Below are 22,170 nucleotides of genomic sequence, written 5' to 3' on the forward strand. Positions count from 1 at the left end.
GTGAATGGGCGCTAGAACAGCGTCCCCTGCGGCGAGGGCGGGCGCGGCGCGACGAACAGGTCGGTCCGCAGCGGCGGCAGCCGGCCAAAGCCCAGCGCGCGGCGCGCCCGCGCGAAGCGGTGGGCGAGCAGGTCGGCGAACGGCCCCTGGCCGCGCATGCGATGGCCGAAGCGGCTGTCGTAGTCGCGCCCGCCGTGGAGTTGCTGCAGCAGGCTCATCACGTGCTGGGCGCGATCGGGATAGTGCAGGTCCAGCCATTCGCGCCACAGCGTCTTGAGCTCATGCGGCAGGCGCAGCAGCACATAGCCCGCCGAGTCCGCCCCGGCCTCGCGCGCGGCGCCCAGGATCGCCTCCAGTTCGTGGTCGGTGATCGCCGGCACCACCGGCGCGACCATCACCCCGACCGGGATACCGGCCGCCGCCAGCGCGCGCATCGCGCGCAGGCGCGCATGCGGCGCGGCCGCCCGTGGCTCCATGCGGGCCGACAGGCGGTGGTCGAGCGTGGTCACCGAAAAGTGCACCGTCACCAGCCCCTGGGCCGCCAGCGGCGCGAGCAGGTCGAGGTCGCGTACGATCCCGGCGCTCTTGGTGATCAGGCTGAAGGGATGCCGGGCCTCGGCCAGCAGCGCGATCAACTCGCGGGTGACCTGGTAGCGACGCTCGATCGGCTGGTAGGCGTCGGTGTTGATGCCCAGCGCCAGCGGCGCACAGACGTAGCCCGGCTTGGCGAGCTCGACACGCAGCCGTTCGGCGGCGTTGGTCTTGGCGAACAGCCGCGTCTCGAAGTCCAGGCCGGGCGACAGGTCGAGATAGGCGTGCGAGGGCCGCGCGAAGCAGTAGATGCAGCCATGCTCGCAGCCGCGGTAGGGATTGACCGAGCGGTCGAAGCCGACATCGGGCGAGCGGTTGCGACTGAGCACGCTGCGCGCGCGCTCCTCGACGACCACGGTCTCCGGCGCCGAGGCCTCGTCCTGCAACATCTGCAGCGCCTCCCAGCCGTCGTCCTCGGCCACCGCGACCCGTTTCTCAAAGCGCCCGGCGATCCAGGACGCGCTGCCGCGCCCCTTGCGGGCCACGGGGGCGGGCGGGCGGAGGCGGTCGGCGCTCATCGAACCGACGATGCCGGGTTGGCGTCTCAACCGGTGCGACGCGCCCGTCATCGCAGCCGGCGTGCGCGCATTTATCCTGTGCGCGGCGCGACCGGCGCCGCCATCGCAGGAACCGACCGTGCAGCGCGCCTGGGATTCGCTCGTCACCGCCCCGCACCTGCTCTCGCTCCTGGCCGCTGGCTGGTTGCTCTATCTGGTCCTGCTGGGCGGCTGGATCGTGCTGCAGAAGCGCGAGCCGGTCGCGACCCTGAGCTGGCTGCTCGGCCTGGCGCTGCTGCCCTACGTGGGGTTTCTGATCTACCACGTGTTCGGGCCGCAGAAGATCCACCGCAACCGGCTGCGCCGCGGTCGCAGCCGGGCCTCGATGCAGAGTGCCCAGGTCGACGCCGAGGAGGGCGAGGCCGCTGAGCTGGTGCGCCTGGCGCAGAACACGACCGGCCTGCCAGCGACCTCGTCGGCCGAGGTCGACCTGCTGGTCGACGGCGCGGCCAAGTACACCGCGCTGCTTGCCGACATCGCCCAGGCGCGCCACCACGTGCACCTGGAGTACTACATCTTCGAGCCCGACGCGACCGGCTCCGCGCTGCGCGATGCCCTGGTCGAACGCGCGCGCGCCGGGGTCCATGTGCGGCTGCTGCTCGATTTCGTCGGCACCCGGGCGCGGCGCAGCTTCTTCGCGCCCTTGGTCGAGGCCGGCGGCGAGCTCGCCTGGTTCCACCCGATGCGCTTGGGCCGGATCTGGCAACGCCCGTGGACCAACCTGCGCACCCATCGCAAGCTGGTCGTGATCGACGGCCGGATCGGCTACACCGGCGGCATGAACATCACCGACGAGCAGGACGAGCGCCTGCGCGCGGACGCCTACCGCGACCTGCACATGCGACTGATCGGCAAGTCCGTGCGCGTGCTGCAGCTGGTGTTCGCCGAAGATTGGGCCTACGCGACCGGCCGCCGCGACTTTCTCGCTGATGTCGAGGCGCAGACCCCGGCCGCCGATCCTGGCCCGATCCGCACCCAGGTGCTGACCTCGGGTCCGGACTCGAATTGGGAAGCCATCCACCGCCTCCATGTCGGCGCGATCCATGCCGCACGGCATCGCGTGTGGCTGACGACGCCCTACTTCGTGCCGGGCGAGGCGGCGATGATGGCGCTGACCTCGGCCGCGCTCGCCGGGCTCGACGTCCGCCTGCTGGTGCCGCGCACCAGCGACTCGCGGCTGGTGACACTCGCCGCGCGGTCGTACTTCGGCCAGTTGCTGGTCGCCGGGGTCAAGGTCTACGAGTACCGCTCGCGGATGCTGCACAGCAAGTCGTTGCTGATCGACGACAGCCTGGCGATCATCGGCAGCGCGAATTTCGATCATCGCAGCTTCCGGCTCAACTTCGAGCTGTCGGTGCTGTTCGATGATCCAGGCGTCGCCGCTGCGCTCGCGCAGATCATCGAACGGGAATTCGCGCATGCCCCGCGCGTGCAGCGCGGCAGGCACCGGCCACTGTTGACCGCACGCTTGCCCGAGGCGCTGGCGCGGCTGTGCTCGCCGCTGCTGTAGCTGGACACACACGGCGCATCCGACCATCGCGCGTGTGCACACGAGGACATACTCCCATGGCTCCGAGCAACAAAGCGCCCGTCGAGCCGAAGCGGCTCCAGCTGTGGCAAGCGCTGTCGGACCTGTTTCTCGACACCGAGATCGACGACACCCTGATCGTCGCGATCGCCCGCGTGGTGCGCGACACCGGCTACCCCGCCGCCGAGGTGCATCGCGCCCTCTGGAGCGAGGTCTTCCCGGTCCTGGCGCCCAACCTGCGCAGCGTGGCCGGCACCTGGTCGGGCTGGTCGGATGCCTGGCTGCTGGCCCACCTGCGGGTCCATGCCGGCCCGGTGCAGCGGCCGCGCGGCCGGGCCGCCGACGCGATCGCCCACGACTGGGCGCGGGTTGCCGCCCATCTCCCGGCCGAGTTCGCCTGAGCCCAGGCACTCCGAAGATGGGCAGCGACGCATCGCGACCACAGCCCGACGGCAGGTCACGATCGGCCTCTGGCGCTGCGCCGGCGAGCGGTTAGACTGCACCCAAGTCAGGCGGAGGCCCTGCCCATGTCGTGGTTGTTGCTGCTGCTCGCGCTCGGCGCGATCGTCGTTGCGTTCACCACCACGTCGGTGCCGGTGGCGGTGGTCGCCCTGCTGTTGTCGTTGGCGCTGCTCGTCGTCGGCGTGCTCGGTCTGCTGGCCCAGCGCGTGGGCGAACGCAGCCGCAGCGAAGCGATGATGGTCGATCCGGCAGAACTGCGCCGTCTGCGCGAGCAGGCGCAAGCCCGCCGCGACGCCGCGGCTGCGACGCCGGACGTGCCACCCCCGCCCAGCGCATGAGCGACGCGCGCAACGCCCCTGCACGGCGCACGACCCGGCTGAGCGTCAACCTCAACAAGATCGCCGTGCTGCGTAATTCGCGCGGCGGCCGCGATCCCGACGTGCTGCACGCCGCCCGGGTCTGCCTGGATGCCGGCGCGCACGGCATCACCGTGCACCCGCGTCCCGATGCTCGACACATCCGGACCGATGATGTCCTTGCGCTGGGTGCACTGACGGCCGCGTGCGGCGTCGAATTCAACATCGAAGGCAACCCCTTCGCGCCTGCGCGCGGCGCCTATCCCGGGCTGCTTGCCCTGTGTGCGCAGGTCCGTCCTGCGCAAGTCACGCTGGTGCCCGATGGCGATGCACAGCTGACCTCCGATCACGGCTTCGACTTCGCCGCGGACAGCGCCACGCTGCGCCCGCTTGTCACCCAGCTGCAGACGCTGGGTTGCCGCGTCAGCCTGTTCGCCGATGCCGGCGCCGATATCGAGGCGGCAGTGTCCACCGGCGCCGACCGCATCGAGCTCTACACCGGTCCCTGGGCCGAAGCCTTCGCCGCCGGCACCCCCGGCGTCGCGCTGCCCGGTCTCGTCGACACAGCACGCCGCGCGCGCGCGGCTGGCCTGGGCATCAACGCCGGTCACGACCTGAGCCAAGCCAACCTCGGCGCCCTGCTCGATGCCCTCGCGCCGGTCGATGAAGTCTCCATCGGCCACGCCCTGATCGGCGAGGCCCTCGACGACGGCCTCACCGCCACAGTGCGGCGTTATCTCGCGATCTGCGACGCACAGGGCTGACATCAGGTTGGTTTCGCGGCGTCTGGTACCTCGCTACTGCTGCGGGTCGCAAGTCCGCAAAGCGCCCCCCGCCCGGCGCGCCAGGCGCGCCGACCTCCCCCGCACGCGGGGGAGGTGATCGCGACGTCTTCCTCTGTGTCCCACGCACACGGAAGCACGTCGTCGCGCAGGCCGCTCTGCTCCTTCCCCCGCATCACGGGGCATTGCGCCCTTTACGGGTGGAAGGTTGGGATGGGGGGCGCTTTGCCGTTGTTGACCTGACGCTTTGCGTACAACTCGCGATGACGTCGATGTCTGCTGCGTACCCTGAAACTGAGTACTCGCAACAGCATCTTTACCCCGTACCCCCATCGCAGCGCATTGCGCCCTTCATGGAAGAAAGCTGGGAATGAGGGCGCTTCGAACAGATTGACGCCGCGTCATCCGCGCATGGAAGACGAGCGATTCCGTGGCACTCACTCATCGACGTGCGTCGCGCGCGGACCCTGTCCGCACCGCACATGCGCGCAGCGACATCGCCCACGCGGCTGCGTCGCAGCCCGCAAAAAAAAACGCCGCCCGAAGGCGGCGTCAAATGAAGCGGGGTAAGCGCCGAGCGTGCTGCAGGCGCGTCGGCGGTACTGCGGATTACTTGCGGACGAATCCGATCTTGAGCATCTGCGCGTTCTTGGCCTCGGCCAACACCTTCGCCAGCACGCCGTAATCGGCGTCCTCGTTGGTGTCGATCTCCAACGTGGGCTGGTTGGTCGGATCGCGCTGGACTTCCGATTCCATCATGTTGCGCAGCGCCGAGACCGGCGTCGGGCTGTCGTTCCAGAAGATCTGGCCCGAGCCGTCGATGCGCAGCTTGATCGGTTCCGGCGGTTCCACCGGATTATCAGGCGGCGTCGAGGAACGCTGCGGCAGGTCGATGTCGATCGGATAGGACAACTGCGGCGCCGTCACCATGAAGATGATCAGCAGCACCAGCATCACGTCGCAGAGCGGAATGATGTTGATGTCGGCCATTGGGCCTTCGCCACCGGATGAAAATGCCATGGGTGATGCTCCGGTTTAGTTGCTTTCGGTCGTCGCCACGAAGCCGACCTTGCGCATGCCCTGGGCCTGCGCAACGTTGACCACTTGGTTGACGACCCGGTACTTCGCGGTCGAGTCGGCCCGGATGTTGACCGGCGGCTGAGGCGTCTTCTGCGCCTCGACCGACAGCGTGCTCTCGAGCAACTCGATCGACACCGGCTCGTCGTTGACGTAGATCTCGCCGGCATCGGTGATCGCGACCGTGATCGGCGGCGCCGGGGGCGCCGTATCCGGACGCTCGTCCAGATTGGCCTGCGGCAACTCGACCTTGACCTTGTGCGCCATCATCGGTGCCGTGACCATGAAGATGATCAGCAGCACCAGCATGACGTCGACAAGCGGGACGATGTTGATCGTGGCGTTGACCTTGTCGTTACCGCCACCACCTGAGCTGAAAGCCATATCGGGACTCCGTTGTCGCTACTGACGTACGTTCTTAGACCTTGGCCGGCGGGACGGCATCGCCGACGCGCGAACCGGTGGCGAAGAAGTCGTGCAGGTCGTGCGCGAACGTGTCGAGCTTGTTGTTCGTGCCGCGGTTGAGGCGGACGAAGAAGTTGTAGCCCAGCACCGCCGGGATCGCGACGCCCAGACCGATCGCGGTCATGATCAGCGCCTCGCCCACGGGACCTGCCACTGCGCCGATGTCGGCCTGGCCGCTGGCACCGATGCGGATCAGGGCGCGGTAGATGCCCCACACCGTACCGAGCAGACCGACGAACGGTGCGGTCGCACCGACGGTCGCGAGTACGGTCAGACCGTTCTCGAGCTTCAGCGATTCACGGGTGACGGCCTGACGCAGCGCGCGGTCGACGAACTCCGAACGGTTCAGCGACTCGACCAGACGCGAGCCTTCGTGACGCTGGTGGTGCGCGGCGGCCTGAGCGGCGTCCAGGGCGACCTTCGAGAAGGGCTCGCTCTTGGGCTGCTCTTCCATGTGACGGATCGCGTCCTGGGCGTTCGGGGTTTCCCAGAACGTGTTGATGACGCGGTCCGAGCTGCCGCGCAGGCGGGCATTCTTGATCGCGTTGTAGATGATCCAGTAGATCGACATGGCCGACATCGTGACGAGCACGATGAGGACGACCCAGCCGACCGCGTCCATGTGCTGAATCATGTCCGCGAAGCCCATCTGCTGCAGGGCTGCAGCGTTGCCGGCTCCGGTCGGGGCGGTGGTGGTTTCCTGCAGCATAACGCTTACCTTCTAGATGTAGTGGTTTGAAGAAGTGGAACGTGACGCGGGGACTAACAGGCGCCCGCGGACGGGCGCCGAATCTGCGCGGCCGTCAGGCCGCCATGATCAACTGAGGCTGAAGTCGACCGGGACGCGGACGCGACCGGCGGCCGGCTGGCCATCCTTCATCGCCGGTGCGAACGACCACTTGCGTGCGGCCTCGATTGCGGCGCGGTCGAGATCGCGATTGCGGCTGGACTTCTCGACCGACACATTGGTGACGTTGCCCTGCGCATCGACGTCGATGACGAGGATGACGGTGCCCTCGATCTGGGCGCGGGCAGCGGCCGGCGGGTAGCGCGGCGGGTTCATGTTCTTCGACGAGATGTCGACGCTGGCACCGATGTCAGCGACCTGCGCCGGCGGCGCGGGCGGGGCCGGCGGCGGGGCCGGGGTGTCGATCGGCGACGGGTCATCGAACACGACCGGCGGCGCTTCCGGCGGAGGTGGCACCGGTGTCGGTCGCGGCGGCGACAGCTCCTTGATGGGCTGCGGCTTGGGCGGTTCCGGCGGCGGCGGCGGCGGCGGGGGGGCGGCGGCGGCGGCTCGATGATGACCACGCGGGTGGCCATCTCTTCCTCGGGGGCCGCGTTCGGCGGATTCACCGGCGCCAGCAGCAGCATGACCGCGGCGGCGTGGAAGGCGACCACCATCGTGAATCCGGCGATGCGGGCCCAGTTCAGGCCTTCGTCTTCGTCGTTGGTCGTCGTCGAGCGTTGCGTCATGCGGAGAACTCACGTGAGGCCAGAGCGAAACGCTCCGGTGGAAAGGTCAACCTGCCGCCCTGTCTGGCGGCAGGAATCCTGAAGCTTATACCAATCCGAGTAACGTGCACCATCCGTGACGCGCAGAACTTTTCCTTAACGGGCGGAGATGATTCGCTCCGCGTCGGCGTTGGACTTGAGACCCTTGGCGATCGCCTGACGCGCAGCTTCCTTGGCTTCCGCGCTGCGTCCTTCCTGATGCAGTGCACGCGCCAGATTGAGGTAGGTCTCGCCGTTCTCGGCCAGCGGCGCCGCCTTGCGCCAGGTCTCGATCGCCGGCTCGATCTGATCGGAGAAGTAGTAGGCCTGGGCGAGCGCGGACAGGGTGCGGTAGTCGGACTGCAGAATGTTCTTCTGCAGACCTTCGTTGATCACCGCGATCGCCTCGCGCTCCTTGCCCTCGCTGTTGAGGTAGAGCGCGTAGAGGTTGCGGTACTCGGTGTCCTCGGTCAGCTGGCCGCTGCTGCGCAGACGCTCGAACACCTCGATCGCCTTGTCGTTCTGATCGGTCTGCAGGTACGACACCGCGAGGTTGATCTGCGAGCGCTTGTCGTCGGGCGTTGCCTGCGCGACCTGCTCGGCCAGACGCGTGGCCTCAGCGCTGTTGCCCGACTCGGCGTAGGCGCCCATCAGCACCTGCGTCCACTGCGGGTCGACCTCGCCGCCGCCTTCGACCAGCGGCTTGAGCGTGGCGATCGCCTCGGGGTAACGCTCCAGGCGATAGAGCAGATTGCCCTTGAGCGCCTGGTCCTTGGGATCGGTCGATCCGGACTCGGCGAGATAGCGCTCCAGCGATGCCAGCGCAGCGGCATAGTCCTGCTCCTGTGCTTGCAGCTGGGCGACGATCAGCATTGCCTGGAAGTGATTGTTGTTGTCCAGGCCGCCGCCGGCGATCGCCTGCTCCAGGTACGTGATCGCACGGGCATTGTCGTCGTTGAGCAGGAACTGGCCGGCGAGCAGCGCTGCCATCGACTTGTCGTACTCGTTCGCGCGCTCGTTGGCGATGATCTGATCGGCCAACGGCAGTCCCTTCTCTGCGTCCTGCGCGTTGTAAGCTTCCGACAGCGCGTTGAGATCCTTGACCACACGCTGGCTGGCCTGCACGCCCGGCTCCTTGCGCGTGGCGTTGGGATAACGCGCTTCTTCCTTCTGCTGCGCCTGACGGCTGCCGCGACGCTCGCTGCGGTCGGCCGAACGCGAACTGCGGTCCGCACGGCTGCTGCGCTCGCTGCGGTCACTACCGCCCTCGTCCTGCGCCATCGCCGGCACGCCGAAGGCCAGCAGCGCAGTGGTCATCGCGGCGACCAGCGCCTTGTGGGAAAAACGGGACTTGGACATCGGGTCACCTCGATTGGGGTGGATGCGCCGCGAGCATGGGCGCAGGAGTCTGGAGGGCGATTATGGCCGACGCTTCGCCGTCGTGGGCAACCTGATCAGCCGCAGTTGGGACGGCGACCGGCAGCGCGGGCCTGTTCGTAGACCGGCACCAGCGACGTCGCACGTGCCTGCAGTTCGGCGATGCGGTTCTGCGGATTGGGGTGCGTCGACAGCCACTGCGGCGGCTGGTTGCCGCCACTGGCGGTGATCATGTTCTGCCACAGCGCGACGGCCGCGCGCGGGTCGAACCCGGCCTTGGCCATCAACTCCTGCCCCACGACGTCCGCCTCGGTTTCCTGGGTGCGGGTACCGGGCAGCAGGAACGTCGCCTGCAGCGCCGCACCGCCGAGCTGGCTGGTCGTCTGCTGCGCGCCTTCGCCGTAGCGCGAGCCGAGCAAGGCACCGGCCACGCCGAGCGCGCCCTGTGCGCCGAGCTGGCGGGTGATGCGCTCGTCGTGGTGGTTGGCGTAGACGTGGCCGATCTCATGCGCGATGACGGCCGCCAGCTGATCCTGGTTCTTGGCCACGGTCAGGATCCCGGTATGCACGCCGACCTTGCCGCCGGGCAACGCAAAGGCGTTGGGGTTGTCGTCCACGAACACCACCGACTCCCACTGCAGCTGCTGCCAGTTGGCAGGCAGCTCGCGCACGATGTCGGTCACGATGCAGCGCACGTAGGCCTGTTGCCGGGCATCGCTGGACTGGCGGGTCTTGGCCTTGGTCTCGGCGAATGCCTCCGCCCCCATCTGGTTGAGCTGGGCCTGCGAGACGCCGCCCACATACTGGGTGCGCCCGGTCGGCGACGTGGTGGTGGCGCAGGCGGTCAGCAGCAACGCAACGGCGGCTGCGATGGGCGCTTTCATGGTCGGGCTTCCCCTTGCTCGATACGGATGGTCAGGGCATCCGTTGTAGTGCGGCCCGGATTAACGTTCCGTCAATCCGGGCGCACGGCCTGCACGGCGCAGGCCGCGTGGTCACGGCCCTCAGACGTCGAGGTTGGCGACCTTGAGCGCGTTGTCGTCGATGAAGGCGCGGCGTGGCTCGACGACATCGCCCATCAGCGTGCTGAAGATCTCATCGGCCGCCACGGCGTCCTCGATCCGCACCTGCAGCAGGCGTCGCGTTTCGGGATTGACGGTGGTGTCCCACAGCTGCTCGGGGTTCATTTCGCCCAGGCCCTTGAAGCGCTGGATCTGCCGGCCCTTCTTGGCTTCCTCAAGCAACCACGCCTGGGCGCCGGCGAAGGACTTCACCGGCTGGGCGCGATTGCCACGGACGATCTGCGCGCCCTCGCGGATCAGGCCGTGCAGCTGGCGCGCGACCTCGCCGACCGCACGCAGGTCACCGCTTTCGAGCGCAGCCAGCGGCACCATCTGGATCAGGTCGACGCCCATGTGCTGGCGTTCGATCGTCAGCACGGCGCCGCGCGATTCGTTGGCCGGCTGCACCGAGAACCGGTAGCGCGGACGGCCCAGCCCGGACTGGTTGAGGCGCCCTTCCAGCGCACGCAATGCATCCTGCGCGGCCTCGGCATCGCCCGACAGCGGCGCGGCGTCGAGCAGCAACTCCAGCACGGCCGGATCGTAACGGTGTGCGTTGCGCGCGATCGCTTCCTTGGCCGCGGCGAAATCGAGCAGCAGACGCTCCAGCGCGATACCCTCGATCGCCGGTTCGCCAGCGGCCGGAATCAACTGCGCGCCCTCGACCGCATTGCCGGCCAGATAGGCGTCGAGCGCGGCGTCGTCCTTGAGGTAGAGCTCGTTCTTGCCCTGCTTGATCTTGTACAGCGGCGGCAGGCCGATGTAGACATGGCCGCGCTCGATCAGCTCGGGCATCTGCCGGTAGAAGAACGTCAGCAGCAGCGTGCGGATATGCGAGCCGTCGACGTCGGCGTCGGTCATGATGATGATGCGGTGGTAGCGCAGCTTGTCGGGGTTGTACTCGTCCTTGCCGATACCCGTGCCGAGCGCGGTGATCAGCGTGCCGACCTCGGCCGACGCGAGCATGCGATCGAAGCGCGCGCGCTCGACGTTGAGGATCTTGCCGCGCAGCGGCAGCACCGCCTGGTTGCGGCGATTGCGCCCCTGCTTGGCCGAACCGCCGGCCGAGTCGCCCTCGACGATGAACAGTTCCGACAGCGCCGGGTCCTTCTCCTGGCAGTCGGCAAGCTTGCCCGGCAGGCCGGCGATGTCCAGCGCGCCCTTGCGGCGGGTCAGGTCGCGGGCCTTGCGCGCGGCCTCGCGCGCGCGCGCGGCATCGACGATCTTGCCTGCGATCGCACGCGCCTCGTTCGGGTTCTCCTCGAGGAACTCCTGCAGCCGCTGGCCGAACGCGCTTTCGACGACCGGGCGCACTTCGGACGAGACCAGCTTTTCCTTGGTCTGCGACGAGAAGCTCGGGTCGGGCACCTTCACCGACAGCACCGCGATCATGCCCTCGCGCATGTCGTCGCCCGACAGCGCGACCTTGGCCTGCTTGGCGATGCCGTTGTGCTCGATGTACTGCGTCAGCGTGCGCGTGAGCGCGGCGCGGAAACCCTGTAGATGCGTGCCGCCGTCCTTCTGCGGGATGTTGTTGGTGAAGCAGAACATCGTTTCCTGGTACGCGTCGGTCCACTGCAGCGCGACATCGACGGTGATACCACTCTGCTCGCCCGTGACGGAGATCACATTCGGGTGCAGTGGCGTCTTGAGCTGGGCGAGGTGCTCGACGAACGAGCGGATGCCGCCTTCGTACTGGTAGGTATCGCGCCGCCCTTCCCCACGCAGGTCGACAAGCGTGACCTTGACCCCGGAATTGAGGAACGAGAGCTCCCGCAGGCGGCGGGCCAGGATGTCGTAATGGAACGTGACGTCGGTGAACGTCGCGACCGCCGGCCAGAAGCGCAGGGTGGTACCGCGCTTGGTCGAGGGCTCGCGGCGCTCGAGCGGCGCGACCGGCTCGCCGGTCGCGTACTCCTGATGGTGGTGGTAGCCGTCGCGCCAGATGTCGAGCGTGAGCTTCTCGCTCAGCGCGTTGACGACCGAGACACCCACGCCATGCAGGCCGCCGGAGACCTTGTAGCTGTTGTCGTCGAACTTACCGCCAGCGTGCAGCTGGGTCATGATGACCTGCGCGGCCGACACGCCCTCTTCCTTGTGGATGTCGACCGGGATGCCACGGCCGTTGTCCGACACCGAGACCGAGCCATCCTCGTGGATCGTCACGACGACCTCGTCGGCATGGCCGGCGAGCGCTTCGTCGATCGCGTTGTCCACGACCTCGAACACCATGTGGTGCAGGCCGGTGCCATCGTGCACGTCGCCGATGTACATGCCTGGCCGCTTGCGAACGGCCTCGAGGCCGCGCAGCACGGTGATCCGGCTGGAGTCGTAATCGGTATTGGCGGGGGCGCCGCCGGGGATGGTCTCGTCGCTCATTCGATTCGCTGTCTGGCAGGCGCGCGGTCCGCGACGCGCAAGCGCCGCGAGGCGACATGCGGCGGTCGAACAGGCCGGCATAGAGGGCCATCATACCACCCCACCCCTGCTGCCCCCCGGGGTGGTTCCACGTGGAACCTTTGCGTTCAACGGCGTCGAATCGCGCCGCTGGTGATCGGCGTATTGCCGGCGATCGCGGTAAGACGGAGAGACGGGAAGCGGCAGGGCGAGCGCATGCTGGGTCGAATGCGAGTCTTTGTCTAAGCCCTGACCACCGCCCCGACGCAGAGTGGCTGCCGCATAACGACCCTCTGTCGTGATCGGGCAAGCGACTGCGGTGGGACCTCAAAGCGGGATCGACCGGGCTGCATGGGCGGGGGGCGACGCCGACAGATGCGGTGCGCGGCTTACGGTAGGGCCTACACCTGCTAGGGCACCTTCAAAGCGTCGCTGCTCTGCGTTGCCGCGCGTCCACTGTCGCTTCCAGCCGGCCGGCCAGTCGGGCGCAGGCGGCGCCATTCGCTCGCGCGATCCGCGATCGGCGTCCCTGCGCGGGCCCGGAAGCAGCGGCGTGCAGTGGCGGCGGCCACGGCGATCGCCCCGCCCCAGCCCGGGATGCGAAATGCGAGGAACGAGGCATGGGTGCTTCGAGTCGAGCACTTGCCGCAACGACGCTGCCCCCGCGGCCATGTGTGGCACCCGATCGGGGGAAGAGGGTCGACAGCATCCCGCTTGGACAGCCGTGCACACGGCGAAGCGAAAGCGCTCGATGAGACTCCACGTGAAACACACCTCGCGCTTGGCCCACACAGCATGGTTCCACGTGGAACATCACCTGTGCGACAGGCAACCGAGGTCGCTGGGCAACTTGGGCTCAGCTGACGCTTTCGACCCTGCCGTGTTCCACGTGAAACACACGGGCCTCCTCCAGGAGCGCCACCGGCCAGTGCGGAGGCTGCTCCGTGCCTGTCAGCAGGACCTGCGCATCTGCAGCGTGCAGAAACTCGAGCACCTGACGCTGGTGATCACGATCGAGTTCCGAAGCGAGGTCGTCGAGTGCCACGACCGGCCAGCGTCCAGCCGCCGCGTCTGCGCAATCCGCGGCCTGTGCCAGCAGGCAGCACAAGGCGGCCTGCTTCGCCTGGCCACGCGACAGCAAGCCCTGCTCGGGCCGCGCCTCGAATCCGATCCGCCAGTCCGCGCGGTGTGGGCCGACGGACGTGTGGCCAAGCGCACGATCGCGGTCGCGCGCGACCAGCAGCGCGTCCGCCAGCGACAAGTCGTTCCTGCGCCACCCGGGCAGAAACGAGAGCGTCGCCTCGCCCAGCGCCGGCGCCAGCACCGCCGCAATCCGCTGCAATGCCGCCTGCAGCCGGACCAGATAGGCTTCGCGGCGCAGATCGAGCGGTTGGCCCGCATCCGCAAGCTCGTGGTCCCAGGCGTCCAGCTGTGATCCCCCGACGCCGGCCTTCAACAGCGCGTTGCGCTGGCGCAGCGCCCGCGCGTACCGCCGCCACTGCCCCAAGAAGTCATGTTCCACGTGGAACAGCCCCCAATCGAGGTAACGCCTGCGAATCTCGCTCCCCCCGGAAATCAGCGCGTGGCTGCCGGGTTCGAAGGTCACGACCATCAGCGCCGCGCATAACTCGCCGAGTTGGCTCACGGACGCACCATCCAGGCGTCCCGTCCACGCCTGCCCGCTATGGCGCAGACCCGCGCGCCGCCGATGCTCGGGGCGCGTGGGATCCGGTTCCCACTCAGCAAAGACCTCCAATGCATCGGCACCGCGCTGAATCAGGCCGTCACGGACCCGGCCGCGGAAGCTGCGGCCATAGGCCAGCAAATGCAGGCCCTCGAGTACGCTGCTTTTGCCGGCCCCATTCGCGCCGAGCAGCAGGTTCAAGCGCGGCCCCGGCGCCAGAGAGACCGCGTCCAGGTTCCTTACGCGGCCAAGATCGAGACGGGTGAGCTGCACGCAGGTCCTGTGAGGTCGGAAACGGAAAACGCCCGGCATGGCCGGGCGCTTGTTCCACGTGAAACATTGCGTCGGGCGGGCCCGCGCATGATAGACCGGGCGTCAGAGACGCAGCGGCATCACAACATGGCGGCTGCGCTCGTCCGCCGCCTCGCGCACCAGTGCCGAGGAGTTGGCATCGCGCAACTTCAGAATCACCTGTTCGCCGCGCAGCGCCGTCAGCGCATCGAGCAGATAGTTGACGTTGAACCCGACCGCAAGCTCGTCGACCTTGGTGTCCGCCTCGACCTCTTCGTGCGCCTCTTCCTGCTCGGGGTTGTGCGCGTTGATCCGCAGCATCCCCGGCGACACCTCGACGCGCACGCCGCGGTACTTCTCGTTGGACAGGATAGCCACGCGCTGCAGCGCGGCGCGCAGCAGTTCGCGATCCACCGCGACTTCGCGATCGGCGCCGATCGGAATCACCGCCTCGTAATCGGGGAAACGGCCGTCGATCAGCTTGCTGGTGAACGTCACATCGTCGCGCTTGACCCGCAGGTGGTTGCGGCCAAGTTCCAGCTCCAGGATCTTGTCGCCCCCCTCGAGCAGGCGTTGCAGCTCGGTCACTCCCTTGCGCGGCAGGATGATCTGGCGCTTGGTCTGCACCGCCGTTTCGAGCTCGGTCTCGCACAGCGCCAATCGGTGGCCGTCTGTTGCCACGCAACGCAGGCGGGTCTCGCCCAGGTCGAACAGCAGGCCGTTGAGGTAGTAGCGCACATCCTGCTGCGCCATCGCAAACGCGGTCCGTTCGATCAGTTCCTTGAGTGCGGCTTCCGGCACTGCGATGCGTTCGGTCGCTTCGACCTCATCCACCGACGGGAAGTCCCCTGCCGGCAGGCTCGCCAGCGTGAAGCGGCTGCGGCCAGCCTGCACCGTGATCTTGTCGCCCGACTGCGAGATCGCGACCTTGCTGCCATCGGGCAGCGCACGAACGATGTCGAACAGCTTGCGCGCCGGAATCGTGGTCTCGCCGTTCTGCGCGTCGTCGACGGCGCGGCGCGAGACCATCTCGACTTCGAGGTCGGTACCGGTCAACGACAGCTGGCCATCCTGGACCTGGACCAGCAGGTTCGCCAGCACGGGCAGGGTCTGACGCCGCTCGACGACGTTGACGACCTGGGCCAGCGGCTTGAGCAGGGTTTCGCGTTGCAGACTGAAGCGCATGTCGGTGTTATCCCCTTGAGCCGTGCTTTCTTAAGATGGTTATAAATCTAAAAAAGGTGGAGCTGGAAGCAGCGAAAACCGGGTGATATCTCATTTAAGCTGCTGATTTCTAACACTATTTCCGGCCTTCAAACTCGGTGGACAGCGCCTGTGGAGAAGTGGATCAAGCTGTGGACAAGTTTGCAGGTCCGAAATTGTCCACATGCTGTCCACTGCGCGTCCCGGTGTTGTGCAGTCCCCGGATTTGCGCAGCTTACTCGCTGAGCTTGCGGATCAGCTTGTCCCAATCCTCGCGTAATTTGCCGTCGCTTTCGATCAGGGTGCGAATCTGACGGCAGGCATGCAGCACCGTCGTGTGGTCGCGACCGGCAAAGGCCTCGCCAATCTCCGGCAGGCTGTGCTCAGTCAGCTCCTTGGACAGCGCCATCGCCACCTGCCGGGGCCGCGCCAGCGAGCGCGTACGGCGCTTGGACAGCAGGTCCTTGATCTGCAGGCCGTAGTAGTCGGCGACGACCTTCTGGATGTTGGCGATGCTGATCGCCTGCTGCTGGGCGCGCAGCAGATCGCGCAGTGTCTCGGTCGCGAACTCGACGGTGATCGCCCGGCCCATGAAGTTCGCGCGTGCGGCCAGCGTATTGAGGGCGCCCTCGAGGTCGCGCACGTTCGAATGCATCTTCTTGGCCAGCAGGAACGCCACGTCGTCGGGCACCTGGGTGCCGCGCTCGGCGGCCTTGGCGAGCACGATCGCCGCGCGCGTCTCGAAGTCGGGCGGGTCGATCGCCACCGACAGGCCCCAGGCCAGTCGCGACTTGAGCCGCGGCTCCAGGCCCTCGACCTCGCGCGGGTAGCGGTCGCAGGTCATGATGATCTGCTGCTTGCTGTCGAACAGCGTGTTGAAGGTGTGGAAGAACTCTTCCTGGGTGCGGTCCTTGCCGGCGAAGAACTGGATGTCGTCGATCAGCAGCGCATCGATCTGGCGGAACTGGCGCTTGAACTGGTCCGACGTCTTCTCCTGGATCGACCGGAAGAATGCGCTGTAGAACTCCTCCGAGCGCAGGTACAGCACGCGCGCGCGGGGTTCTGCCGGCGCATCTCGTTGCCGGCGGCAAACATCAGGTGGGTCTTGCCCAGGCCGGTGCCGCCATAGAGCAGCAGCGGGTTGTGCGCGCGGTCGCCCGGCTTGAGCGCGGCCTGCCAGGCTGCGGCCCGGCCCATCTGGTTGCTGCGGCCTTCGACGAAGTTGTCGAAGGTGTAATGGCTGTCCATGTTGCCGGCGAACGCCTCGATCGGCGCAGCGGGCGTGCTCGCACGGGCCTCGCCGAACGGCGCGGGGGCGGCTTGCGGCGGCGGCGGTGCGGCGGCGCGCGGCAGCGACCCGACCTGCAGGCTCACCTCGTCATGGCCGGCGAAATGAGCCAGCAGCTCGCGGATGCGGGGCATGTAGCGTGCCTGCACTTCGTCGCGGACGAACGCATTCGGCGCGTACAGCACGGTGGCCTGCGCATCGGCCCGGGCCTGCAGCGGCTTGAGCCAGGTGTGGACTTCCTCGGCCGGATACTCGGCTTCGAGGCGTTGGAGGCAGCGGGGCCAGACATCCATAGGGCGCGCAATCGACCAAAAAGTACGGTGCGGCCGTCGCGCAGCCGCGCGACTTCCGGCACCGGGAAAGAGGGCTGGCAGACTACCATGTCGCTGTCGGCACTCGCCCTGCGACGCGGCGGCACGCCCGCCGCGTGTCGGAAGGCCGACTTGACCGGCCCGGCACGGCGCCGCTAGAATTTCCGGTTCCTTTTCGTCGCGTTGCCCCAGAAGGCGTCACCATGGCTACCAAGCGCACCTACCAACCCAGCAACCTCAAGCGCAAGCGCGACCACGGCTTCCGTGCCCGCATGGCGACTGCCGACGGCCGCAAGATCCTGGCCCGTCGCCGCGCCAAGGGCCGCAAGGTCCTCTCGGCCTAATCGCCGCCAGGATGCTTCCTGCCGGAACGGTGCGCCGCGACCCGCCGCGCGCCGTTCCGTCCACCGCGCCATCCCGATGAACGCAGGTGCCCGATACCCGCGGCACATGCGCGTGCGCGCGCGTGCCGATTTCGATCGTATCTTCGCCAGCGCAACGCGAACCGCGTCGCCCTTGCTGGCCGTGCACCTGTTGCCCGAGCCCGGCCCGGCGCGTCTGGGGCTGGCGGTCTCGCGCAAGGTCGACAAGCGTGCGGTCGGCCGTAACCGCATCAAGCGCGTGCTGCGCGACCAGTTCCGGCTGCTGCAGGCCGAGTTGAAGCCCGGCAGCTATGTCGTCGTCGCCCGCCCGCCCGCGGCCGGCGCCGACAACGCCGCGCTGCGCACTGCCTTTATCTCCGCGCTGCGGCGCGCGCGCGCGTTGCCGCTGGCCGCCCCGGTCGGCACAATGCCCGCTTCCCCGATTCCATCCACGCCGGCCACGCCCGGCGCATGAGCCTGCCCGCCTGATGAACCAGATCCGTACTTTCCTGATCCTCGCCTGGCTGATGGTCGCCGTGCTGCTCTGGATGGAGTGGGGCAAGGAGAAGGCGGCTGCCGCGCAGCCGGCCCAGACCAGTGCCGCCAACGCCTCGCCGACCGTGCCGACGCCGCAGGCGCCGGGCGCCGCCGTCCCCGAGGCGCCGGCCGCGACCGCGGCGCCCACCGTGCCCGGTGCGAGTTCGGCGCCGGTGACCAGTGCCGCCGCCGCGGCGCGCCGCGTGGTGGTGCAGACCGATGTGCTGCGCGTCGTGCTTGATGGTGGCAACGTCGTCGAGGCTGACCTGCTGACCTATCCGCAGACCCGTGACGCCGACAGCCCGCCGGTGCGCATGCTCGACACCGATCCGCTGCATTACTACGCCGCGCAGGCCGGTTGGGTCAGCGGCAACAATGCCGCGCCCAGCCACGAGGGTGCGTTCGTGCCCGAAGGCCAGGCCACGTCCTACACGCTGGCCGATGGCGAAGGCACGCTGGTGGTGCCGTTCGTGTGGACCGGTGCCGACGGCGTCACCATCCGCCGCAACTTTGTGTTCTCGCGCGCCGACTACGCGATCGAAGTGCGCGACGAGATCGTCAACGCCGGCAGCGCGCCGTGGCAGGGCTTTGCCTATCGCCAGCTGATCCGGACCGCACCTGCGGTCAAGCGCGGCATGACCAATCCCGAGTCCTACAGCCTGGTCGGTGCGACCTGGTTCGGCAGCGAGATCGGCTACAGCCGCCGCCAGCTCGGCGACTTCGAAAGCGACGGCCCGCTCAACGCGAAGGACACCCAGGTGTGGATCGCGATGGCGCAGCACCACTTCTTCAGCGCCTGGATTCCGCGTGCCGACGATGCGAGCACGATCTCGATGCAGGTCGATCGCAGCACGGGCGCGCCGCGCTACCTGATCCGCGAGCTCGGTCCGCCGATCTCGGTCGCCGCCGGTCAGCAGGCCGCCACCAGCGCCCGGCTGTGGATCGGACCCAAGCAGGTCGACCTGATCAAGGCGCAGGGCGTGCGTGGTCTCGACCGCGTCGTCGACTACAGCCGCTTCACCCTGTTCGCGATGCTCGGCGAAGGCCTGTTCTGGGTGCTGGCCAAGCTGCACGGCCTGATCGGCAACTGGGGCTGGTCGATCATCGGCCTGGTGCTGCTGGTGAAGCTCGCGCTCTATCCGCTGTCGGTCGCCCAGTACAAGTCGATGGCGAAGATGCGCAAGTTCCAGCCGCGCATCGCCCAGCTCAAGGAACGCTACGGGGACGACAAGCAGAAGTTCCAGATGGCGATGATGGAGCTGTACAAGAAGGAGAAGATCAACCCGATCGGCGGCTGCCTGCCGGTGCTGCTGCAGATGCCGGTGTTCTTCGCGCTGTACTGGGTGCTGCTCGAATCGGTGGAACTGCGCCACACGCCGTGGATGCTGTGGATCCAGGATCTGACCGCGCGCGATCCCTACTTCATCCTGCCGGTGCTCAACATCGCGATCATGTGGGCGACGCAGAAGCTCACGCCGATGGTCGGCGTCGACCCGATGCAGCAGAAGATCATGCAGCTGATGCCGCTGATCTTCGGCGTGATCATGATCTTCTTCCCCTCGGGCCTGGTGCTGTACTGGGTCACCAACGGCGGCCTGGGCCTGCTGCAGCAGTGGTGGATGATCAAGCGCTACAGTGAGGCGCCGGCCAAGGCCTGAGCACCCACCAAAACCGGGGTCAGAGTGGATTTCTTCGCGGATGTCCACTCTGCCCCTGGTTCTTCGAAAATCCACTCTGACCCCGGTTCTGAGGAGGCGTGGATGCCGTCGACCGACACCATCGCTGCGATCGCCACTGCGCCCGGCGCTGGTGGCGTCGGCATCGTGCGGCTCTCGGGGCCGCGTGCGTCCGAGATCGCGCAGGCGCTGTGCGGCCGGATATTGCGGCCGCGCCACGCCCACCATGTGCGGTTCGAGAATGATGATGGCGAGACACTCGACGACGGCATCGCGATTGCGTTTGCCGGCCCGGCCAGCTACACCGGCGAAGACGTGGTCGAGCTGCAGGGCCATGGCAGTCCAGTCGTGCTGCAGCAGGTGCTGGCCCGGTGCCGCGCGCTCGGCGCGCGGCTCGCGCGGCCCGGTGAGTTCAGTGAACGCGCGTTCCTCAATGGCCGCCTCGACCTGACCCAGGCCGAAGCCGTTGCCGACCTGATCGCCGCCGGCGACGTGCGCGCCGCACGGGCCGCGCGCCGCACGCTCGACGGCGCGTTCTCGATCCGCTGCGACGCACTGGCCGCCGAGTTGCTGCACCTGCGCGTGCACGTCGAGGCGATGATCGATTTTTCCGACGAGCCGATCGATGCGCTCGGCGGCGATGTCGTGGCCGAGCGGCTCGATGCGCTGGCCGCCTCGCTGGCTGTGCTGCTTGCCGAAGCCGAGCAGGGACGCCGGCTGCGCGACGGCCTGCATGCGGTGATCGTCGGTCCGCCCAACGCGGGCAAGAGTTCGCTGCTCAATGCGCTGGCCGGCAGCGAGCGCGCGATCGTCACCGAGATCGCCGGCACCACGCGCGACCTGCTGCACGAAACCGTGCGCATCGCCGGCGCCGAATTGACCTTGGTCGACACCGCTGGCTTGCGCGAGGCCGGAGACGCGATCGAGCGCGAGGGCATCCGCCGCGCCCGCGCCGAATTGCGTCGCGCGGACCTGGCAATCGTCGTGCTCGATGCGCGCGATCCGCAGGTGGGCCTGCGCGCCGTGGCCAGCGACATCCAAGATGTGCCAGCGCGATTGGTCGTGCACAACAAGGTCGACTTGCTCGAGGGCGCGGCCCCGGACGATGACGTGGTGCGTGTTTCGGCGCGCACAGGGGCGGGCCTGGACGCGCTGCGCGACGCACTGGCGACGCAGGTTGCCGGGCCCGCGACCGGCGAAGGCGCGTTCACTGCCCGGCAGCGCCACGTCGATGCCCTGCGCATTGCCGCCGATGCGGTGGACGAGGCGCGCGCGACGCTGCAGGCGCAGACTCTGGAACTGACGGCCGAGGCCTTGCGCGTGGCCCACGACGCGGTCGGTGAGATCACCGGCCGTGTCCTGCCCGACGATCTGCTGGGGCATATCTTCTCGAGCTTCTGCATCGGCAAGTAGGCCGTTCCAGTACCGGGCACTCGCGCTGAAAACGCACATGTTCGGTGAACGCGCTGCCAACGCGCTTACAATCGGAGCCCGCACGCCGACCTGCGCGGTTGACAAATCGTCTGCGCTGCCGCGTGCTACGCACTTTGAAGAACAGGCACCCTGGGGAACGATGATGGTCTCGAATCGATCGACGCCCGCAGTGTCGTCGCGGACCGGGCTGGCCGCGGCGTTGTGCGTGGCGCTGGGACTGGCTGCCTGCGGGGGCCGGGACGAGGCACCCGAGCCCGACGCGGCACCGGCCGAGACCGCGGACGTGAGCCGCCAGGCGGCCGACCAGGCCGCGCGTCAGCAACGCGCCGCCGACGATGCGCTGGCCGCACTCTCGGCGGACGATCTGCGCAAGGCGGCCGGCCAGGCGTATCAGGACAGCCGGCTGTATTTTCCGCCCGGCGAGAATGCGATGGAGTACTACCTCGCGCTGCGCGACAAGACGCGCGGTGACGCCGCGGCGACCAGCGCGCTGATCGACCTGCTGCCGCTCACCGTGATTGCCACCGAGCAGAACCGCGACCGCGGCGATTTCGCCGAGGCGCGCCGACTGCTGGGACTGATCGAACGTGCCGATGCCACCCACCCGGCGCTGGGCCGGTTGCGCACCAGCATCGCCACCGCCGAAGAAGCGGCCGTGCATCAGCAGCGTGGCGCCGCGCAGGAGGCCGAGCGCCAACAGCAGATCGCGCGCGAGCGCGCACAGCAGCAGCGCGAGCAGCAGGTCTCGGCGGCACAGCAGCTGCCGGGGCCGCCACCGGCCGATAGCACCGGCGCGCGCAGCGCACCGGCGTCTGCGCCGACGCCCGCGCCCGCACAGCAGGCCCCGCGTCCAGCGCAGGACACGCCGCGCCCCGCACCCGCACGCCCGGCGCCCACCCCGGCCACCGAAGCACCGCCGCCCGAAGTGGCGCCGGCTCCGGTCCCCGTCCAACTGCACCCATTGAGCACACCGGCGCCGCGTTATCCCCCGGATGCGTTGCGGGCCGGCATCAGCGGTGAGGTGCAGGTCGAGTTCACCGTCGCGGTCGATGGCTCGGTGAGCAGCGCGCGCATCGTGCGCGCCGATCCGCCCCGCACCTTCGATCGCGAGGCGTTGTCCGCAGTGCGACGCTGGCGCTTCGAGCCGGTGCCGGCACCGGTCACCACGCGCCGCACGATCGGCTTCTCACCGACCGCCAACTGACGCAAGCGCCCACCGGCGCGTGGCCGGCGGGCA

Annotated in this window: 18 protein-coding genes and 2 pseudogenes; 9 read left to right on the forward strand and 11 right to left on the reverse strand. The window is 68.3% G+C overall.

The window, feature by feature from the left end; genetic code table 11:
• Positions 1-11: 11 nt before the first annotated feature.
• Positions 12-1,109 (reverse strand): DNA repair photolyase, encoded by a 1,098-nt coding sequence (locus BEN78_06365; protein ID ASR43061.1) that lies wholly within the window; start codon positions 1,107-1,109, stop codon positions 12-14.
• Between the two features lie 118 nt (positions 1,110-1,227).
• Between BEN78_06365 and BEN78_06370 the strand changes: the two genes are divergently transcribed.
• The 4 genes from BEN78_06370 to BEN78_06385 all read left to right on the forward strand — a co-directional run bounded on the left by BEN78_06370 (position 1,228) and on the right by BEN78_06385 (position 4,258).
• Entirely contained in the window at positions 1,228-2,658 is a 1,431-nt protein-coding gene (locus BEN78_06370) for a cardiolipin synthase (GenBank protein ID ASR44959.1), read from the forward strand.
• Positions 2,659-2,714: 56 nt separating this feature from the next.
• On the forward strand, positions 2,715-3,077 hold the full coding sequence (locus BEN78_06375) for a hypothetical protein (GenBank protein ASR43062.1): 363 nt from the start codon (positions 2,715-2,717) through the stop codon (positions 3,075-3,077).
• A 126-nt stretch (positions 3,078-3,203) separates the two neighbouring features.
• Positions 3,204-3,476 (forward strand): hypothetical protein, encoded by a 273-nt coding sequence (locus BEN78_06380; protein ID ASR43063.1) that lies wholly within the window; start codon positions 3,204-3,206, stop codon positions 3,474-3,476.
• On the forward strand, positions 3,473-4,258 hold the full coding sequence (locus tag BEN78_06385; GenBank protein ASR43064.1) for a pyridoxine 5'-phosphate synthase: 786 nt from the start codon (positions 3,473-3,475) through the stop codon (positions 4,256-4,258). The genes BEN78_06380 and BEN78_06385 overlap by 4 nt, the downstream gene beginning before the upstream one ends.
• 627 nt (positions 4,259-4,885) lie before the next feature.
• On the opposite strand, the gene BEN78_06390 is transcribed toward BEN78_06385, so the two are convergent.
• The 10 genes and pseudogenes from BEN78_06390 to BEN78_06435 form a co-directional block, all read right to left on the reverse strand.
• Positions 4,886-5,296, reverse strand: a complete 411-nt coding sequence (locus tag BEN78_06390) for a biopolymer transporter ExbD (GenBank protein ASR43065.1) — start codon at positions 5,294-5,296, stop codon at positions 4,886-4,888.
• A gap of 15 nt (positions 5,297-5,311) precedes the next feature.
• Positions 5,312-5,737, reverse strand: coding sequence for a biopolymer transporter ExbD (locus BEN78_06395; protein ASR43066.1), 426 nt, complete (start codon positions 5,735-5,737; stop codon positions 5,312-5,314).
• Between the two features lie 34 nt (positions 5,738-5,771).
• Entirely contained in the window at positions 5,772-6,527 is a 756-nt protein-coding gene (locus BEN78_06400) for a biopolymer transporter ExbB (GenBank protein ID ASR43067.1), read from the reverse strand.
• A gap of 108 nt (positions 6,528-6,635) precedes the next feature.
• A pseudogene (locus BEN78_06405) lies at positions 6,636-7,294 on the reverse strand (energy transducer TonB).
• Between the two features lie 135 nt (positions 7,295-7,429).
• Positions 7,430-8,629 (reverse strand): hypothetical protein, encoded by a 1,200-nt coding sequence (locus BEN78_06410; protein ID ASR44960.1) that lies wholly within the window; start codon positions 8,627-8,629, stop codon positions 7,430-7,432.
• A 137-nt stretch (positions 8,630-8,766) separates the two neighbouring features.
• The gene (locus BEN78_06415; GenBank protein ASR43068.1) at positions 8,767-9,573 is read right to left on the reverse strand and encodes a peptidase; all 807 of its coding nucleotides are present in this window, start codon (positions 9,571-9,573) and stop codon (positions 8,767-8,769) included.
• Between the two features lie 120 nt (positions 9,574-9,693).
• On the reverse strand, positions 9,694-12,129 hold the full coding sequence (locus BEN78_06420; protein ID ASR43069.1) for a DNA gyrase subunit B: 2,436 nt from the start codon (positions 12,127-12,129) through the stop codon (positions 9,694-9,696).
• Positions 12,130-13,003: 874 nt separating this feature from the next.
• A complete protein-coding gene (locus BEN78_06425; GenBank protein ASR43070.1) occupies positions 13,004-14,104 on the reverse strand; it encodes a DNA replication/repair protein RecF in 1,101 nt (366 codons plus the stop codon).
• A 102-nt stretch (positions 14,105-14,206) separates the two neighbouring features.
• Positions 14,207-15,307 carry a DNA polymerase III subunit beta gene (locus tag BEN78_06430; GenBank protein ASR43071.1) on the reverse strand — a complete coding sequence of 367 codons (1,101 nt, stop codon included), beginning with the start codon at positions 15,305-15,307 and terminating at the stop codon, positions 14,207-14,209.
• Between the two features lie 253 nt (positions 15,308-15,560).
• Positions 15,561-16,906: pseudogene (locus tag BEN78_06435) on the reverse strand (chromosomal replication initiation protein DnaA).
• Positions 16,907-17,127: 221 nt separating this feature from the next.
• Between BEN78_06435 and BEN78_06440 the strand changes: the two are divergent.
• The 5 genes from BEN78_06440 (at position 17,128) to BEN78_06460 (ending at position 22,137) form a co-directional block, all read left to right on the forward strand.
• On the forward strand, positions 17,128-17,268 hold the full coding sequence (locus tag BEN78_06440) for a 50S ribosomal protein L34 (GenBank protein ASR43072.1): 141 nt from the start codon (positions 17,128-17,130) through the stop codon (positions 17,266-17,268).
• A 76-nt stretch (positions 17,269-17,344) separates the two neighbouring features.
• Complete coding sequence (locus tag BEN78_06445) at positions 17,345-17,761, forward strand: ribonuclease P protein component (protein ASR43073.1); 417 nt, start codon at positions 17,345-17,347, stop codon at positions 17,759-17,761.
• Between the two features lie 13 nt (positions 17,762-17,774).
• Positions 17,775-19,481 (forward strand): membrane protein insertase YidC, encoded by a 1,707-nt coding sequence (locus BEN78_06450; GenBank protein ID ASR43074.1) that lies wholly within the window; start codon positions 17,775-17,777, stop codon positions 19,479-19,481.
• 102 nt (positions 19,482-19,583) lie between these two features.
• Positions 19,584-20,912, forward strand: a complete 1,329-nt coding sequence (locus tag BEN78_06455) for a tRNA uridine(34) 5-carboxymethylaminomethyl synthesis GTPase MnmE (GenBank protein ID ASR43075.1) — start codon at positions 19,584-19,586, stop codon at positions 20,910-20,912.
• A gap of 163 nt (positions 20,913-21,075) precedes the next feature.
• Positions 21,076-22,137: a hypothetical protein gene (locus tag BEN78_06460; GenBank protein ASR44961.1), complete on the forward strand. Its 1,062-nt coding sequence runs from the start codon at positions 21,076-21,078 to the stop codon at positions 22,135-22,137.
• The last annotated feature ends 33 nt before the right edge of the window (positions 22,138-22,170 follow it).

This window comes from Xanthomonas citri pv. mangiferaeindicae (assembly GCA_002240395.1).
In the GTDB taxonomy this organism is placed as follows: Bacteria; Pseudomonadota; Gammaproteobacteria; order Xanthomonadales; family Xanthomonadaceae; genus Luteimonas; species Luteimonas citri_A.

What these genes read in the sequence shown, in the direction of transcription:
- BEN78_06375 (ASR43062.1), top strand. Translation starts at nt 2,715, where the DNA reads ATGGCTCCGAGCAACAAAGCGCCCGTCGAGCCGAAGCGGCTCCAGCTG.
- BEN78_06385 (ASR43064.1), top strand. Translation starts at nt 3,473, where the DNA reads ATGAGCGACGCGCGCAACGCCCCTGCACGGCGCACGACCCGGCTGAGC.
- BEN78_06400 (ASR43067.1), bottom strand. Translation starts at nt 6,527, where the DNA reads ATGCTGCAGGAAACCACCACCGCCCCGACCGGAGCCGGCAACGCTGCA.
- BEN78_06430 (ASR43071.1), bottom strand. Translation starts at nt 15,307, where the DNA reads ATGCGCTTCAGTCTGCAACGCGAAACCCTGCTCAAGCCGCTGGCCCAG.
- BEN78_06445 (ASR43073.1), top strand. Translation starts at nt 17,345, where the DNA reads ATGAACGCAGGTGCCCGATACCCGCGGCACATGCGCGTGCGCGCGCGT.
- BEN78_06410 (ASR44960.1), bottom strand. Translation starts at nt 8,629, where the DNA reads ATGACCACTGCGCTGCTGGCCTTCGGCGTGCCGGCGATGGCGCAGGAC.
- BEN78_06420 (ASR43069.1), bottom strand. Translation starts at nt 12,129, where the DNA reads ATGAGCGACGAGACCATCCCCGGCGGCGCCCCCGCCAATACCGATTAC.
- BEN78_06440 (ASR43072.1), top strand. Translation starts at nt 17,128, where the DNA reads ATGGCTACCAAGCGCACCTACCAACCCAGCAACCTCAAGCGCAAGCGC.
- BEN78_06390 (ASR43065.1), bottom strand. Translation starts at nt 5,296, where the DNA reads ATGGCATTTTCATCCGGTGGCGAAGGCCCAATGGCCGACATCAACATC.
- BEN78_06455 (ASR43075.1), top strand. Translation starts at nt 19,584, where the DNA reads ATGCCGTCGACCGACACCATCGCTGCGATCGCCACTGCGCCCGGCGCT.
- BEN78_06415 (ASR43068.1), bottom strand. Translation starts at nt 9,573, where the DNA reads ATGAAAGCGCCCATCGCAGCCGCCGTTGCGTTGCTGCTGACCGCCTGC.
- BEN78_06365 (ASR43061.1), bottom strand. Translation starts at nt 1,109, where the DNA reads ATGAGCGCCGACCGCCTCCGCCCGCCCGCCCCCGTGGCCCGCAAGGGG.
- BEN78_06380 (ASR43063.1), top strand. Translation starts at nt 3,204, where the DNA reads ATGTCGTGGTTGTTGCTGCTGCTCGCGCTCGGCGCGATCGTCGTTGCG.
- BEN78_06460 (ASR44961.1), top strand. Translation starts at nt 21,076, where the DNA reads ATGGTCTCGAATCGATCGACGCCCGCAGTGTCGTCGCGGACCGGGCTG.
- BEN78_06450 (ASR43074.1), top strand. Translation starts at nt 17,775, where the DNA reads ATGAACCAGATCCGTACTTTCCTGATCCTCGCCTGGCTGATGGTCGCC.
- BEN78_06395 (ASR43066.1), bottom strand. Translation starts at nt 5,737, where the DNA reads ATGGCTTTCAGCTCAGGTGGTGGCGGTAACGACAAGGTCAACGCCACG.